At 48.6% G+C, this 16,276-nt stretch carries 16 protein-coding genes, 1 tRNA gene and 1 pseudogene; 16 read left to right on the forward strand and 2 right to left on the reverse strand.

Annotated features, from left to right (window positions below):
* The first annotated feature begins 250 nt into the window (after nucleotides 1–250).
* Together N7E60_RS05895 and N7E60_RS05900 are read left to right on the forward strand one after the other, a co-directional pair.
* On the forward strand, nucleotides 251–1,264 hold the full coding sequence (locus N7E60_RS05895) for a porin (protein ID WP_069590150.1): 1,014 nt from the start codon (nucleotides 251–253) through the stop codon (nucleotides 1,262–1,264).
* A 76-nt stretch (nucleotides 1,265–1,340) separates the two neighbouring features.
* Complete coding sequence (locus tag N7E60_RS05900; RefSeq protein ID WP_269598366.1) at nucleotides 1,341–2,159, forward strand: DUF2057 family protein; 819 nt, start codon at nucleotides 1,341–1,343, stop codon at nucleotides 2,157–2,159.
* Here N7E60_RS05900 and N7E60_RS05905 read toward each other — a convergent pair.
* On the reverse strand, nucleotides 2,156–3,577 hold the full coding sequence (locus N7E60_RS05905; RefSeq protein ID WP_269598367.1) for an aminotransferase-like domain-containing protein: 1,422 nt from the start codon (nucleotides 3,575–3,577) through the stop codon (nucleotides 2,156–2,158). The two genes, N7E60_RS05900 and N7E60_RS05905, sit on opposite strands and share 4 nt — an antisense overlap.
* Before the next feature lie 150 nt (nucleotides 3,578–3,727).
* Here N7E60_RS05905 and N7E60_RS05910 point away from each other — a divergent pair, with 150 nt between their 5' ends.
* The 10 genes from N7E60_RS05910 to N7E60_RS05955 all read left to right on the forward strand — a co-directional run bounded on the left by N7E60_RS05910 (nucleotide 3,728) and on the right by N7E60_RS05955 (nucleotide 12,113).
* Complete coding sequence (locus N7E60_RS05910) at nucleotides 3,728–5,092, forward strand: cytochrome ubiquinol oxidase subunit I (RefSeq protein WP_269598368.1); 1,365 nt, start codon at nucleotides 3,728–3,730, stop codon at nucleotides 5,090–5,092.
* A gap of 9 nt (nucleotides 5,093–5,101) precedes the next feature.
* Nucleotides 5,102–6,103, forward strand: a complete 1,002-nt coding sequence (gene cydB, locus N7E60_RS05915) for a cytochrome d ubiquinol oxidase subunit II (protein WP_269598369.1) — start codon at nucleotides 5,102–5,104, stop codon at nucleotides 6,101–6,103.
* Nucleotides 6,104–6,111: 8 nt separating this feature from the next.
* The gene (locus N7E60_RS05920) at nucleotides 6,112–6,237 is read left to right on the forward strand and encodes a DUF2474 domain-containing protein (RefSeq protein ID WP_269598370.1); all 126 of its coding nucleotides are present in this window, start codon (nucleotides 6,112–6,114) and stop codon (nucleotides 6,235–6,237) included.
* 146 nt (nucleotides 6,238–6,383) lie between these two features.
* Entirely contained in the window at nucleotides 6,384–6,737 is a 354-nt protein-coding gene (locus N7E60_RS05925) for a DUF805 domain-containing protein (RefSeq protein ID WP_069590159.1), read from the forward strand.
* A gap of 126 nt (nucleotides 6,738–6,863) precedes the next feature.
* Complete coding sequence (locus tag N7E60_RS05930) at nucleotides 6,864–7,382, forward strand: GrpB family protein (RefSeq protein WP_269598371.1); 519 nt, start codon at nucleotides 6,864–6,866, stop codon at nucleotides 7,380–7,382.
* Between the two features lie 78 nt (nucleotides 7,383–7,460).
* The gene (locus N7E60_RS05935; protein ID WP_269598372.1) at nucleotides 7,461–7,634 is read left to right on the forward strand and encodes a hypothetical protein; all 174 of its coding nucleotides are present in this window, start codon (nucleotides 7,461–7,463) and stop codon (nucleotides 7,632–7,634) included.
* Nucleotides 7,635–7,741: 107 nt separating this feature from the next.
* Nucleotides 7,742–7,828 (forward strand) — tRNA-Leu (locus N7E60_RS05940).
* Between the two features lie 305 nt (nucleotides 7,829–8,133).
* Nucleotides 8,134–10,083: a methyl-accepting chemotaxis protein gene (locus tag N7E60_RS05945; RefSeq protein WP_077456778.1), complete on the forward strand. Its 1,950-nt coding sequence runs from the start codon at nucleotides 8,134–8,136 to the stop codon at nucleotides 10,081–10,083.
* 86 nt (nucleotides 10,084–10,169) lie between these two features.
* Nucleotides 10,170–11,048, forward strand: coding sequence for a LysR family transcriptional regulator (locus N7E60_RS05950; protein ID WP_069590163.1), 879 nt, complete (start codon nucleotides 10,170–10,172; stop codon nucleotides 11,046–11,048).
* 138 nt (nucleotides 11,049–11,186) lie between these two features.
* Nucleotides 11,187–12,113: a YeiH family protein gene (locus N7E60_RS05955; RefSeq protein WP_269598373.1), complete on the forward strand. Its 927-nt coding sequence runs from the start codon at nucleotides 11,187–11,189 to the stop codon at nucleotides 12,111–12,113.
* Between the two features lie 20 nt (nucleotides 12,114–12,133).
* On the opposite strand, the gene N7E60_RS05960 is transcribed toward N7E60_RS05955, so the two are convergent.
* Nucleotides 12,134–12,280 (reverse strand): hypothetical protein, encoded by a 147-nt coding sequence (locus tag N7E60_RS05960; RefSeq protein WP_158011282.1) that lies wholly within the window; start codon nucleotides 12,278–12,280, stop codon nucleotides 12,134–12,136.
* A 270-nt stretch (nucleotides 12,281–12,550) separates the two neighbouring features.
* On the opposite strand from N7E60_RS05960, the pseudogene N7E60_RS05965 reads away from it, so the two are divergent.
* From N7E60_RS05965 to N7E60_RS05980, 4 genes and pseudogenes are all read left to right on the forward strand, one after another.
* Nucleotides 12,551–13,183, forward strand: a pseudogene (locus tag N7E60_RS05965) (cation transporter); the annotation flags it as partial.
* Nucleotides 13,184–13,504: 321 nt separating this feature from the next.
* Nucleotides 13,505–13,951 carry a GNAT family N-acetyltransferase gene (locus tag N7E60_RS05970; RefSeq protein ID WP_269598374.1) on the forward strand — a complete coding sequence of 149 codons (447 nt, stop codon included), beginning with the start codon at nucleotides 13,505–13,507 and terminating at the stop codon, nucleotides 13,949–13,951.
* Nucleotides 13,952–13,973: 22 nt separating this feature from the next.
* Complete coding sequence (lhgO, locus tag N7E60_RS05975; protein WP_077456786.1) at nucleotides 13,974–15,185, forward strand: L-2-hydroxyglutarate oxidase; 1,212 nt, start codon at nucleotides 13,974–13,976, stop codon at nucleotides 15,183–15,185.
* A gap of 71 nt (nucleotides 15,186–15,256) precedes the next feature.
* Nucleotides 15,257–16,276 (forward strand): S66 family peptidase, encoded by a 1,020-nt coding sequence (locus N7E60_RS05980; RefSeq protein WP_269598375.1) that lies wholly within the window; start codon nucleotides 15,257–15,259, stop codon nucleotides 16,274–16,276.

Genomic DNA, 16,276 nt, shown 5'->3' on the forward strand with positions numbered 1-16,276 from the left:
TTGAAAGTAAGATCTATGTCATGAAACTGTCAGAATCTTGCCCTCTATCATATTATTCGCACCAAAAAATAAGATTATATTGATGTTTTTCTCTGCGTATTTAGTCTGGAGATGTGGTTACACGAAATGTGTAAGCAGCGGGGCGAAAACGCGGGCGACAAGCTCGGTTTTCAAATCGGTTTTGAACTCTAAAACACTAAATAACGCACAGAGACAAAACCAAAAATCTTGGAGGCAGCAGGAGTTTTCCATGAATAAGATTTTTAAGCGTTCGCTTATCAGTGCAGTGGTTGCATTAGGATCAACTGGCGCAATGGCCGCCGATAATGAAGGTGTGGTTGGAGTATTAACCGACTATAACGTTGACCTTTATGGCGTTGCCGCTATTTCTGCCTTTTATCAGGAAGATAGTAACGGCTATGACTATGAAAACGAATCTCGCGTCGGGGTTCGCGCGGGCAAAGCGTTTAATGATGATATTTATATCTTCATGCAAATTGAGTCAGGCTATGTTGGCGAAGATGGCACGGGTGCAACACTGGGTAATCGTGATACCTTTATTGGCATGAAAGGTGATTGGGGCCAAGTGCGTTTTGGTCGTATGTTGACGCCTTTGTATGAAGTGGTTGACTGGCCTTACTCGAATCCAGGTCTAGGTCGTGTCTTTGACTGGGGTGCAGACACCAAGTCTCATTATGATCGTAAGGGCGATATTGCCCGTTATGACTCGCCAGACTTTGATGGCTTTAGTTTCGACGTTTCGGTTGGACGCGGTGATAAAGATCGCAAAGGGTCAAACCACTTTGGCGCAGCGCTTCACTATACATTGGCCGATGCATTTACGGTCCATGGTGGCTATGAGTATAACTCTAACTACTCTGGTGACATCGACACGCAAGCATATTTAGCTGGCGTTGAGATCCCACTACCGGGCGGTTTCAAGGTGTCTGCCGCGTATAAATACAATGATGGTGTTTATGATACTGCGGGCGCAAATAAAGGTACAGAAGCAGAGCAAGATCAAATATCAGTGGTTGGTGAATACTGGAACGGTCCTTGGGGATATCGTTTAGGATACGCCGCGAACGGTGACTCTGATCTTGATAATAACGCCAATGTTGATGACAGTGAATCAGTTATCGCGGGTCAGCTGATGTACTCGAAAAATGGTTTCCTACCTTACCTTCGTATTGGCCAACATGATGCATATAATGCGGATGAAAAAAGTGCCTTTGCACGTTTGGGTATTGAATACAATTTCTAGCTGTAGCACTTTGCCTTTCTATTCTTTTTTTACCGGCCAGGATGGCCGGTTTTTTCACTTCCAGTAAGGGGAACGTATGAAAGCAACTTTCCGTCTTATGACCGCATCTAGCTGTTTGCTAGTGGTCGGTTGTACTAGCCTTGATTCGTCGAGTCAGTTTGATGATGTCGCAAGTTCAGTGAAGGAACGTCGTCATTATGTGCAGGTGGTGACAAAATCTATCACGCCAGATATCCAAGTTTTGTCTGGAACGAATGTCGTTAAAGCAAGTGCTAACTATGTGGCTAATTACCCCGTTGATAAGTCGGCAGGCCCCGACGTGGCTCCTTCCAGATTGATGACCGAGGTATCGTATTTCAAAAACTATCAAGAGTATGAAACCGTCACCATCAATGGTGAAACGGTGCCGCTTAAAAATACCCAAGTAACCTCAGAGACCTGTACAGAGCATTGTGTGACGACGCAATATGTATCATTCCCGTTATCCCCAGATACCGTCGCCAATTGGCCTGAACCACAGGTAGCCTATACCTTTAGCAGTTCTGGGGGCGGGAATCGGGTGCAATTATCGATTCCGAAAGCTTACTTTCTTGCGGCCTACGATGAGGCTTCGCGAGTATTGGGGCAACAAAGCCAGTCCGTTGTATCCGCTAGTCAGCCAATCTCTGTCAAGACTAAGGACGAGAAACCAGAAGAAATGGTAAACTACTGGTATCAGCAAGCGAGTGAGGCCGAGCGTCGCGACTTTGCAGATTGGGCGTTTGCGCATCGTGATGGTGGTGGTGTAGTGCCAACCACTCAGAGTCAGCCTTTGCAGATGATGGGATATTGGTATCAGCAGGCGACCCCTACCTCTCGGAAAGCCATCCTTACTTGGTTACTAAACCAGTCTTAGCGCTCAGCTTTTTTTATGTGCTGTGCAATCAAATCACATAAGGTTGCCAGCGCATTTTTATGTGAATGATCGAGCGGGTAAGAGGCATTCAACCGAAAGCAATGGGCAAACTGTGCGTGTGTCGCAAACATATTACCCGGCGCGATACTGATATGGTGTTTGAGTGCAAGGTGGTAAAGCGCGGTAGTATCACTGCCTTTGGGCAAAGTTATCCATAAAAAATACCCTCCTTGGCTGTTAATGACACTAACGCCTTGTGGTAAATGGGCGATCAGAAACTGATAGGTCGCTTTTTTTCGTTCAGCCAGTGTGCGACGCAGCTGCTTTAGGTGGTGTTCATAGTTGCGGTTATGAAGATAATGCGCGACGGCAAGTTGAATAGGGACGCTGGTGGTCACTGTGCTCATTAGCTGCAGCTTTTGTAGTTTCTGGGCTTGATCACCGGCTGCCACCCAACCAAGACGAAAGGCATCGACCAAGGTTTTTGAGAAAGACGAGCAGTGCAAAACATGACCGCTGTTATCGAACGCTTTAGTCGGGTGCGGTTTGTGTTCGCCATCATAGAGTTCGCCATAGACATCGTCTTCGATTAAATACACCTGATAGCGTTTGACGAGTTCGGCAAGGCGTGCTTTTTTCGCGTCTGACAGCGAATATCCCAACGGATTTTGATGATTGCTCATCAGCCAACAAGCGCGGATTGGATGGGTTTGCAAGGCGCGTTCAAGTGCATCGAGATCAATCCCTTCCGTCGGATGTGTTCGGATCGCCATCGCTTTGAGCCCCCGGTTTTCAAGGGCTTGTAGCGCACCGTAAAACGCCGGGCTTTCAACAGCGACCCAATCCCCAGCTTGTGTGACCGCGCGTAAGCTCAGGTTAAGCGCATCCAACCCGCCCGCGGTGATCACGATTTCATCGGGAGAAACCTGCATCCCCTGAGCTGCGTAGCGTTGGGCAATCAGGTGACGTAGTTGGGCATTACCCGGGGGAAGATTGTCGACCACACTATGAATTGACATAAAGCGCACCGCAGTGGTGAGCGAACGGTTTACTTGATGGCGAGGGGCGAGCAGGGGATCAACATAGGCATGTCCATAGCTTGCCATCCCCGGCGAGCGGCTGGCTTGCAACACATCGAAAATATAGTCATTGATATCGACAGATTCTGCAGGATGAATCGCACTGTCTGGCTTGTTATCGTCGAGTTCGGCATGTGGAGCGACGCGGTAACCTGAGCGAGACTGAGAAATAATCCACCCTTGGCTTTCTAGCAGTTGATAGGCTTGGAGCACCGTCATGACACTCAACCCTGAATAAGCGGCCTGTTTTCTCAGCGAGGGGAGCTTTTCTCCCACATGCCAAATGCCGGCTTGAATTTGTTGTTTGATCTGCTCGCTAAGCTGCTGATACTTAGACATCTTCCTACCATAATCGCCGCTAAGTGAACCAGACTATAACACTGAAAACATCAAACTGTTATAGGTTAATCTGAGTCGTCTGTGTATGGGCACATTAAAAATGGGCTTCTACCATGCGTGTTGGTCTAATTACTAAAGTGGACTTCACGTATGTTTGGTCTTGATGCCTTTATGTTGGCCCGTATTCAATTCGCGTTTACGGTTTCTTTTCACATTATCTTTCCTGCAATTACTATCGGCCTTGCCTGCTACCTTGCGGTGCTTGAGGGGCTATGGCTTAAAACTCGCGAGCAGGAGTACAAAACCCTTTATCTTTTCTGGTCAAAAATTTTCGCGGTCAACTTCGGGATGGGCGTGGTGTCTGGGTTGGTGATGGCATACCAATTTGGCACCAACTGGAGCGGCTTTTCCGAGTTTGCGGGCAGTATCACTGGCCCACTGCTGACTTATGAGGTACTTACGGCGTTCTTTTTAGAAGCCGGATTTCTTGGTGTGATGCTGTTTGGTTGGCAGCGTGTCGGTGATCGTTTGCACTTTTTCGCCACGTCCATGGTCGCGTTGGGTACCGTGATCTCTGCCTTTTGGATTTTAGCCTCCAACAGTTGGATGCACACGCCACAAGGGCATGAAGTGGTCAATGGTCAAGTAGTACCTGTAGATTGGTTCGCGGTGGTGTTTAATCCCTCTTTCCCTTATCGCTTAGCGCACATGGTGGTCGCGGCGTTTTTATCCAGTGCCTTATTTGTTGGTGCGTCGGCGGCGTGGCACCTGCTCAAAGGACAGCGCAGCCCAGCCGTGAAGCGGATGTTTTCGATGTCGATGTGGATGCTGTTGTTCACCGCGCCTATTCAAGCGTTTATTGGTGATTTACATGGCCTGAACACCTTGGAATATCAACCTGCCAAAATAGCAGCGATGGAAGGGCATTGGGACAACAGTCATGGTGAACCCACGCCGCTTATTTTATTTGGCTTACCGGATATGGAAGCGGAAACCACCCGCTACAAAGTGGAAATTCCCTATTTGGGGAGTCTGATCTTAAAACATAGTTTGACCGAGCAAATCCCAGCGCTAAACGAATTCCCTGCGGAAGACAGACCCAATTCGCCCGTGGTCTTCTGGGCGTTTCGTCTGATGGTGGGCTTAGGGCTATTGATGATCACACTTGGACTAGTGGCGGCGTGGCAGCGCTATAAAGGACGTCTGTTTGAACACCAAGGGCTGCTCCGTTTTGCTTTCTATATGGGACCGGCGGGGTTGGTCGCGATTTTAGCTGGCTGGGTAACCACTGAGGTAGGGCGCCAGCCTTGGGTAGTGCATGGCCTTTTACGCACCCAAGATGCGGTGTCTGCCCACAGTGACTTGCACATGAGTATTAGCTTGATCAGTTTCTTTGTGGTGTACGGCTTGGTCTTTGGGTTGGGGTACATCTATATGATCCATCAAATTAAATTAGGTCCGGATCAGCATGATGATACACCGCACGAACCGTTAACTGTCTCTGGCCGTGTGTAAGGGGGAAACATGGATTTAGCAATGATTTGGTTTGGCATCATCGTGTTTGCCACTTTAATGTACATCGTGATGGATGGATTTGACTTGGGGATCGGAATCCTGATGCCGTTTATTACTGAGCGCGAAGAGCGCGATTTGATGGTTAACAGTGTCGCGCCGGTATGGGATGGCAATGAAACTTGGTTGGTCCTTGGTGGGGCGGCATTATTTGGTGCTTTCCCCTTGGCATATGCTGTGATTGTCGATGCGTTAACAATCCCGCTCACTTTGATGTTGGTGGCGCTTATTTTTCGTGGTGTGGCGTTTGAGTTCCGTTTCAAAGCGCTGCCCGGGCATCATGGCTTTTGGGATACCGCCTTTATGGCCGGGTCAATTTTTGCCACCTTTTTCCAAGGGGTGACTGTGGGTGCGGTGATTGAAGGCTTTCCAGTTGAAGGACGTGCTTTTGCTGGTGGCGGACTCGATTGGTTGGCACCGTTTCCTCTCTTTTGCGGTATAGGACTGATCATTGCGTACGGTTTACTGGGAGCCACTTGGCTGATCATGAAAACGGAGCATGCGTTGCAAATGCGTATGTACCACTTGAGCCGTCGACTGGTTGTGTTGATGGCGATAAGTATCGCGATAGTCAGTGTCTGGACGCCATTTGCGTATCCGGGGGTTGCAGACCGTTGGTTTAGTCTGCCAAATTTGCTCATTCTCTCCCCGGTTCCTTTATTGACCGCTCTTTGTTTGCTCCGTCTTTGGCGTACCCGTCCCGATCATGCTCACCATCGTCCATTTATTATGGCGTTGTGTGTCACCCTGCTCGGGTTTACTGGCCTCGGCATCAGCATTTGGCCGCATATCATTCCGCCCAGCATCACAATATGGCAGGCTGCTTCACCACAACAAAGCTTGCAATTTATGCTGATTGGCGCGGTGTTTATCATCCCGGTTATTTTGATGTACACCTATTGGAGTTACCGTGTCTTTAGTGGCAAAGTGAATCCGGACGAGGCCTATCACTGATGGCTGGTATGACAAAACCGACTTGGCAGCGTTGGCTTTGGTTAATCGCTATCTGGGGAGGCAGTGTAGCGGCATTGGGGGCAGTCTCTTGGCTATTTAAGCTTTTGATGCACGCTGCCGGTTTGCAAAGCTAACCGCCTTCTATTGTGTAAGAAATCAGTGATAAGGCTCCCAAGCTGATGATAAAACAGTCAGATGTCTTATTACTAACATGGTCCCAATGGCGTTCCTCATTCTAAGATACGTATTATCGGCTTTATTGCTAAAAGGTGATTAACGTATGGAATGGTATTTAAAAGTATTGCGCCAGTACGCTACATTTTCTGGACGTGCGCACCGCCAGGAATACTGGATGTTTTTTCTGGTTAACTTTTGTATCTCGTTGGCGATTAATATTGTCGCTGAGTTCTCGGGATTGGTTGTGTTGAGCATGGTGTATTCATTAGCCTTGCTGCTGCCAACCTTGGCGGTGACATCAAGACGGCTACATGACACAGGACGTTCAGCGTGGTGGCTACTGCTTTTGTTCATACCTCTGCTTGGGATGGCAGTCATACTGGTACTCTGTGCGCTAGAAGGCGATCAAAACAGCAATCAATACGGTTCTAATCCTAAGCTCGTGGAAGGCGTCTAGCACGGAGGTGTGATTTGTTTGCATGGGAACTGCTGGTACGATAAACACCTAGCTTGATGACAGTCGATAGGCTGCTTGGCGAGTTACTCATATTTATCTGCATCCCTCTTTCCAGCAAGGTGCCACATGATCACATTCGAGCCCTACCAATTAGTTGACGCCAGTTTCTCTCCTTGGCGTCCTATTTACTTAGACGTTGCCCAAGCCCTGTCTGACCATATCTCGACACCCCGTATTGAGGTACTACATTTTGGCTCTACGTCTGCCAAAGTGGGAGGGAAGGGGATTATTGATTTATCCATTCTCTATCGTTCTGGCGAGCGTGACGATGCTGTCGCTCACCTCTATGCCCTCGGTTTTCAAGATCAGCACAGCGATCAACCTTTTCCCGAATACCGCCCTCGCAAAGATGCCTCTGTAATCTTTCAAGGTGAGCGCTTTCTGGTGCACGCCCACGTGATTGAAAAAGACAGTGATGAGCATCATCGTCAAATTGCGTACAAACAGTATTTGCTCGATAACCCTGATGTGCGCGCTGAATACGAAAACGAAAAGCGCGCCATACTCGCTCAAGGTGTGCGTGATCAAGATGTTTACGTTAAGCACAAAGCCCCCTTTGTGAAAGGGGTGCTGGCGAACTTGTAAAAACACCGCTCCACGATCACGTTAGCCTGCTCATCATAATCACATACTTTGGTCTTATAAACGTTCATACGCTTGTAGATGAACTACAGTTACTGTGGACGTTTTAGCGATATTACTGGGGTACTGACTGGTGATGGTAAATATGCCGGTAGGGATGATGGGGCTTATACGGTTAAACCATTTGTGATGCATGAGTGTTTATTGATCGCTGACGACGAAACGTCTTTCTCTGTCTGCTTTTCAACCATCTGAATCAAAAAGAATAAAAGGGCTATTGACCTCGGGTTAAATTTCATTAAAGTACACTCTCGTTCGCAGCGCAGTCTGCGGACTATGGTGCTACCACGCATAACTGCGTTGCCCTGGTGGTGGAATTGGTAGACACAAGGGATTTAAAATCCCTCGGCGTTCGCGCTGTGCCGGTTCAAGTCCGGCCCGGGGCACCATAGCATGCTTATTATCCTATCTATTTTTTACTTTCATTTTCTTATTCGCGCTTCTTCAGTGTCGGCTGTCATATTTTGAAACCTTTCAATCCAATTCCCCTGTTCTGAATAGGGTTGAATAATGGCATATATGTATAGAAATGTAGGGTAAATGTGCTGATCTTCTAGATGATACCCTTCCTTTTTCTCAGTGATCTCACCAAAGCACCAAATATTATGTCGTTTGTCATTAACCCGTCATGCTTGTCTAGTTTGCTGACTAATATTGATATGTTGGTTAGTAATGATAATAAAAAGGACGGCGTATGCGTTGGCAAACTCTTTCAATCAGAAAGCGAATTTATATTGTTCTTTCGACTATCTTAGTGCTCAGCACCTTGATTGCGATGGTGCAGCAAGCGATGTTGTCGGCAAACAAGCAGCTCGATGATCTCAAAAATATTATATTACCCAGTCAGCTGAGGGGGCTGGCGTTTGAAATTAGTAATGAACTACAACCTGCGATCACCGGTTCTAACTTTCTTGCCCATCACTCTGGGCTGATTGATTGGGTGGATAATGGCGGCGATCTGACCAATCTCGCGCCAATTCATCAAGCGCTGTCGAATGCCAAGACGCGTTTGGGGGCAGACAACGCATTTGCAACGCTCGATAGCAGCCAAGGGAAGTATATTTTTACTTATGATGGCGAGCATCGCAGCGCCTCAATGACTACCTATCCGTTCAAAGACTTTTACCCGAATTTTCTGAGTAAGAATCAGCCCTATGAGCTGAACATGAACAAAGATCCCAATGGCAATCAGTATGTGATTTTTATTAACTATCGTAGCGTGCCAGAAAACCCTGCGACGGGTCAGCCGTATGTGGTAGCGGGAGTAGGGTTTAATGTCAGTAGCTTAGTGAATCTGGTACAGGGGTTTCGCATTGGTGAGCAGGGAAGAGCCATGCTTGCCGCGCGCGACGGCAGTGTGCAGGTCGCACCGACAGATTCGGCACTGAATGCGGACAATGCGAGCGCATTTCGCCAAGCGGTAACCAAGGGGACGGATAAGCCGGTGATCAGCGAAGTGACCATCGGTGGTGAAGCGTTTCTGCTGGGGTCTTATTGGCTCGCAGACTTGGACCGTTTCGTGGTGGTTGAGATCCCCAAAGCTCAAATCACAGGGCCTATCCTGAATCAATTCATTCAGTCTCTATTAGTGACCTTGGTGTTTATTGCTATTGCACTCCTTGTTACCCATTGGGTGATCAGTAGTTTGACGCAGCCGATAAAAAAGCTTTCCGCCGAGGTCGATGAAATTGCTAGTCGACTCGACTTGAGCCACCAGATAGCGGTGAATGATCAAGCGGAAGTCGGTCGATTGGCAAATAAAATCAATGGCTTGCTAGCGCGTATTCGAGATGCATTGCAAGCGGTAAACCAGACGGTGGACGAGTCACAGTCTGCATTTGGTGTCCTCAAGCAGCAAGCTCATGAGGTGAACCAAGCCGGTATGGTGCAGCAGCAATCGCTACAAACGATCTCTGCCGCGAGCCAAGATATCACCGAAATCACCACCGAGGTAACGGATTCGGCCAATCACGCCGGCGAGCTGTCTCAGGCTGGGAATGCGGCGCTTAAAGAGGCTTTAAATGGCATGAATACCAGCCTACGGCATATTGAGCAACTGGGTGAAAACATGGCCTCGAGTCAGAGCAGTTTGGAGGAGTTGAATCACCATATCGAGAATATTCTTCGCGTGCTTGAGGTGATTAGCACCATCTCGGAACAAACCAATTTACTCGCACTAAACGCGGCGATTGAGGCAGCGCGAGCGGGCGAACATGGTCGTGGCTTTGCGGTAGTTGCTGATGAAGTGCGCTCGTTGTCGCAGCGCACCGGTGAGTCGACCAGTGAGATCCAAGAAATTATCAATCAGCTGCGCTCGGCATCGGATAATGTGACCGGGCAAATCAACCAAGTCAGTCAGGATAGCCAGCATAGTCTCGATACTCACCAACAAGCGGTAGAAAATATGCGCACCTTGGATAGCCATTTGCAGCAATTGTTTGAGCATAATGGGCGGATTGCCGAGGGGGCTAATACGCAAAGCGGCGCGGTGAATGAAATCAATCAGAGCATTGAAGAGCTCGCTCAGCAGGGTACCCGCACTCAAGAAGTGTTTGAGCAAAGTGAACAGGCGGTGAGTGGGTTTGATTTACGTATGAAAGAACTCACCAAAAAAGTCAGCGCGTTTAAAGGATTGAATGCGTAATCGCCGCGCGTCCATGAGCGCTGACAAGCGGTAATAGCGCTTTGTGTCTTTGCCGCACTCCGGTAGGATAGCGAGAGGAGGGCGGCATGAATCTAACCCAAATTGATGCGTTTTGTGCAGTCGCAGAGACCGGCTCAGTGTCTGAAGCTGCACGTCAGCTGGATGTGAATCGTTCACGATTGAGTATGGCGATTAAAGCGCTAGAACAATCACTTAACGCCGAATTGTTTTATCGCACCGGTAACCGTCTAACCCTGTCGGAAATCGGCAAAGCTGTGTACAAAGATTTCGAGAGTATATCGGTCACGGCGGCACGTATTCGTCGTACGTGCGAGCAAGCGAATGCGGGCTTTAATGCCGAAGTGTGGATTGCGCGTGATGATGCGATCCCCGATCAACTTTGGCAGGACTGGGCGCACCAGCTAAACAAGCGCTTTACGGCGACGTCCTTCAACCTCGTGTTAGCGTCGAGCGGTGATCTGGCCAATTTGGTTGAAACACAACAAGTCGATTTTGCGTTTGGAGTAGACTACGAGCGGATTGACGATCCGCGCATCAACTATCAGCCGCTGGGTAAAATTCGCATGATGTCGGTGTGCAACAGTGAGCATCCGTTGAGTCGATTGCGTCGAGTCAGTGATGATCAATTGCGTAATGCCATGCAAGCGGTAATGGTTTATCTCAATGAAAAAGACAATCCCGAGCTGCAACCTTTCTCACGCCGCTACATTGGCTTTTCCAGCTTTGAATATATGCTCAATACCATCTTACAAGAAGAAGCGTGGGGCGTGTTGCCTGAGCCGCTGATCCGGCAATACTTACGAGAACAGCGCTTAGCAGTGATCAAACATACCTATGGCTTAACCCAAGAAGATTATTGTCTATTCACCGCCTCAGGGATGGCCGAGCATCCGGGAATCCAATGGCTGAGTGATAGCATTACCAACTACTTGTTTGATTTCTAAGTACGCGGCTCGATAAACGATTTTTCAAGACGTTACGATATAGGTTAAGCAAAACTTAACTTAGGTTAAAAAGTTTAAGATTTTCTGAACACCTACCGAGCGCTACAATGCCGTCACTGATTTTTACTGAGCATCATTATGACCGCATACACGCGTTATCTTCCTTTTTCATTGGCTGTGTTAGCCTGTTTAACCCCTTGGATAAGCTCGCCGATCGCTCTGGTGCTGGGCTTTTTGTTAACCTCCTTGGGCTGGGTACCAAGCGCAATCCCCCTCACCAAAATCACCAAAAAATTGCTGGCTTATTCGATTGTGGGTCTAGGGTTTGGTATCCCACTGCAAGAGGCGCTCGCCGTGACAGGCGATGGGATAGGGCTGATTATTGCCACCATTGCAGGCACGCTGGTTTTTGGCACATTACTGGCCAAACTTATGGGGCTGGATAAAAAAACCGGTCACCTGATTGCCTCAGGCACTGCGATTTGTGGCGGCAGTGCAATCGCAGCTGTCTCGCCCGCTATCAACGCGGATGATAAACAAATTGGTCTGGCGTTAGGCACGGTGTTTGTGTTGAATTCATTGGCGCTGTTTGTGTTTCCTATGGTAGGACATGCGCTGGGGCTAGATCAGCACACGTTTGGAACCTGGGCGGCGATCGCGATTCATGATACGTCATCGGTGGTGGGCGCGGCGTCCGCTTATGGTGAGCAAGCACTAACGACCGCGACCACCCTCAAACTTGCGCGCGCATTATGGATTGTGCCTGTGGCGTTTGTCAGCGCACTCATGTTTCGCAGCCACGCTAAAAAAATCACGATTCCGTACTTTATCGTTTTCTATTGTTTGGCGATTGGTATCAGTGATGTCTTTGTCCAAGCGCAACCTATCTATGAAGTGATTTTCGCCATTTCAAAGCAAGTATTAGTGGTGTGTTTATTCTTAATCGGCTGCAGTATTTCTGTCACCCAGCTACGCACGGCAGGCCCTAAGCCTTTACTGTTTGGTGTTGCGCTGTGGGTGATTATCTCCTGTACATCGCTTGCTTGGCTGCTGCTCGCTGCCTAGTCTCCATCGTTGCCTCAGGTTCACTCATGCGGCGTGTCCTGAGGTAAACGTAATACCGCGACCAACAGGAACGCACTGAGTGCCGCACCAAACTGCCACCATCCTGTGCTGGTTATCGCGAGGAAAAGCTGCAAGCCAATTGCCGCGAGTAACACGCCTTTTCTCATCTTCTTAGTCCATAAAGAATCTAAATTTAGATTTAGTATGCGTAAAAGTTATATACAAGCAAAATGCGATTTAGCGCTATCTCATAACTAAAATTTGTTTAGAACACTCACTGTCAGAAATATTGACAGTTATTTTTGCTTGTAAGTGATTGAAATGACATGGCTTTTATTGGGCTCTTTACAGAGTGATGAAAATGTCAGCAAGTTCGTGTTTGTAAAGCGGCGCAGTAGCACCAAGAATATGTGCGTGTTTTCTACTTTTGGTGTTTTATGTCTCCTCAAAACGTGATCAATGAAAAGTCAGTATTAGTGTTTTCGGCCCTTCTCGCATTGGGGTTTGCCATCGCCGGCCTTGCCGTTGGATGGATTGCTGGCTCTTTAGTGATTATGTTCGACGGTATCTACTCGTTGATTAGTCTAGTGTTAACTTTGTTGTCACTGGGAGCGTCATGGTATATCCACTCGCGTTACGCACGGCCGATCACACGTGCGCTGCTTACTCCGCTTGTTGTCGCCATCAAAGGCGCTGTGATTATGTTGTTGGTGAGTTATTCTCTGTATGAAGCGGTCTCCTCCTTGGTCGAAGGCGGACGTGCGGTTAACCCGTCATTGGCGGTGCTATTTGGTATTGTCAACGTGGTGGGTTGTGGCTACGGATGGTGGATGATTGCACGTAAAAACCAAGCAGGGCAAAGCCAGTTAGTAGAGGCGGAATCGCGCCAGTGGCAAATGGACACCTTATTAAGTCTGGCGGTCACCTTGGGCTTTCTAGGTGCTTGGTTAGTGGCGCATTCACCCTGGTCGGATTATGCGGTTTATGCAGATCCTATGATGATGGTGTTGATGTCGTTCTACTTCATCAAAGTGCCATTTGTCATGGTGCGTAACGCGTTAAAAGAGCTCGCGCCTGTTACAGTAAAGTGGTATCGCACCCGCTCAATGGCGTAGTCGGAACATGACGCAATACGGACCTGCCCAAACGATCCTATATCCGTGCAGGGGGCGATAGATGCTGAGGCGGCGTTTAGCCGCCTTATTTATGTCACCTTATGCACTATAACTTTTTTGATTGGCTTTCATATCAACCTAAATACTGTGAACGATTTCAACTTAGTGTGACGGTATACATTTTGTTCTTTATGCTCGTCTGTTGAGGTGTTGACAGCAGAACGTCGCGACGGCGCTTACACTGAAAAGTAACCATAGCGCTGTAGTAGAGAGAGAATGTTGCATATAGCAAAAGCGGAGTTAAATGATCTAGACGCCCTCATGGTGTTATTTGACCAGTACCAGCGCTGGCTCGCGATTCGTCCGCCGCTCAGCCAAACAAGGGCGTTTACTGAGCAACGGTTGCGCGAGCAAGATACTTGTATATTGACCGCTTCTTACCAATCCTCCATGGTGGGATTTGTCCACCTAACGCCTTTGTATTCATTGGCGAGGGCGCGCCGTGGCTTAATTATTAACGATTTGTATGTGCAGCCGGATTCACGGCGACAAGGTGTCGCGCGGGCGTTAATCTCGCACGCTCTCAAGGAGGCTCGTGCCCGCCAAGCCGCTTGCTTATTGCTACAAACCCATCAAAGCAACCATGCCGCTCATCATCTTTTTGAATCTTTTGGTTTTATTTGCGACGTTAGCCAGTATTATTTTCTGGACGTGACCGATTAACGGGTGACGAAAGGAGTAGCTAATGGCGTACGATTTTGTGGTCGTTGGGGGCGGTATCGTCGGCGTAGCCACCGCTTGGCAGTTGCAACAGCGATATCCAAACAAACGCACTCTATTGATAGAAAAAGAGCCTGCTTTGGCCCAACATCAAACGGGCCATAACAGCGGCGTAATCCATGCTGGCGTGTATTATCCGCCCGGTAGTTTGAAAGCGGATTTTTGTAAGCGTGGCGCTGCTGCCACCAAAGCGTTTTGTGAGCAAGAGGGCATTCCTTATAAGCAGTGTGGCAAGTTAATCGTCGCGACCACAGAGACAGAGCTGGCGAGGATGCATGATTTGTATCAACGTTGTTTGCTTAATGAGATCGAGTGTGAGTGTTGGGATGCCCAACAACTCGCCAGCGCTGAACCGAATGTGCGTGGTTTAGGCGCGATCTATGTCAAAGCGACCAGTGTTGTGGATTACGCTCAAGTCACAGAAAAAATGGCCGGACGCTTTGTCGCAGCTGGTGGGCACCTTGTGCTAAATACTCAAGTGACGAAGCTACACGAAGACCACGGCGGTGTGCTGATTGATACCCAATCACAGGGAGAGTCGCACCGTTATCACGCGGAATTTTTAGTTGTTTGTGCCGGTTTGATGGCTGATCGCATGGCGAAGCTGCAAGGGTTAGCGACATCGTTTCAAATCATCCCCTATCGCGGCGAATATTATCAACTAGCGGAAAAGCATCGGGAGTTAGTGTCGCATTTGATCTATCCAGTACCGGATCCAGATTTGCCTTTCTTGGGCGTCCATGTCACGCGGATGGTTGATGGTGGTTTGACGGTAGGCCCAAATGCCGTTCAGGGCTGGAAACGCGAGGGGTATGCCACATACAATTTTAGTTGGCGTGATACGCTTGATATGCTGCGTTTTCGCGGATTTTGGCGAGTCACTGCAGCGAATCTGCGCACTGGTATAAAAGAATGGTGGAATGCGCATTATAAATCGGGATACCTCAAGCAGGTTCATAAGTATTGCCCGTCAATTCAATTGGATGATTTACACCCTTATCCAGCCGGTATTCGTGCCCAAGCGGTGTTGAATAGCGGTGAGCTGGTGGGCGATTTCCTCTTCGTTCGATCTGCACGCAGTCTCCATGTGTGTAACGCCCCATCGCCAGCCGCGACCTCAGCCATGCCAATTGCCGAACACATTTGTCAGACTATCAGTACGCCACCCAGCGATTAATCGACGGAGTATTGTGACTGTCTCGTCCTGATGATTTAATGCTAGGGAGATTAAATATCAAGGAAGACAAGATGTTATTGCCACCACCTCTCAAAAAAGGCGAGACAATTGGCTTTTTCTCGCCATCATCTCCTGCCACCGTATTTGCGCCCCAACGATTTGAACGCGCGGTGGACTATGTCAACGCACAAGGCTTTGGTCTTAAGGCGGGGGCATTGACAGGGCAATCGGATCACTATCGCTCAGGCTCGATCAAGGCGCGTGCGGAAGAGCTCAACCAGCTGATCCGTGATCCGAATGTGCGCTGCATCATGTCGACGATTGGTGGAATGAACAGCAATGCTTTACTTACCTACATCGATTACGCCGCCTTGGCTGATGATCCTAAGATCATCGTGGGTTATTCGGACCTCACTGCTTTACTGCTCGGTATCTATGCCAAAACGGGATTAATCACGTTTTATGGGCCAGCATTAGTGGCGTCTTTAGGGGAGTTCCCGCCACTGGTCGATGAAACCTTTGACGCGTTTCGAGCGGTAACAACTGAGAATGTAACGCTGCCGATGATCTATAAGATGCCTGTCCAATGGACGGATGTCATGATCGATTGGGGCGAGCAGACAGAGGCAAAACCGACCTATAAGAATGCATGGCAGTTTATGGGTAAAGGTCAGGTAAATGGCCGTATTATTGGAGGCAATCTCAATACGCTGAATGGGATCTGGGGAACGCCTTATATGCCAGCGATTGAAACAGGCGATATTCTGCTGATTGAGGACTCTTTGCTTGATATTGCCACGGTTGAGCGCTCACTCGCACACCTAAAACTGGCTGGGGTGTTTGATACGGTAGGCGCGGTGTTACTTGGTAAACACGAGCTGTTTGATGACAAAGGAACGGGACGTTTAACCTATGACGTTCTTGAAGAAATACTCGATGGGAAGCCGCTCGCTGTGGTTGATGGTTTTGACAGTTGCCATACGCATCCGATGTTAACCACACCTTTGGGGGCCCAAGCCTGTATTGATTTTGATGCCCAGACGGTCTCACTCACGCAACCTTGGTTGGCGGGTGAGCACGCTGGGCAATGA

Source organism: Salinivibrio proteolyticus, from assembly GCF_027286365.1.
Lineage (GTDB): Bacteria > Pseudomonadota > Gammaproteobacteria > Enterobacterales > Vibrionaceae > Salinivibrio > Salinivibrio proteolyticus.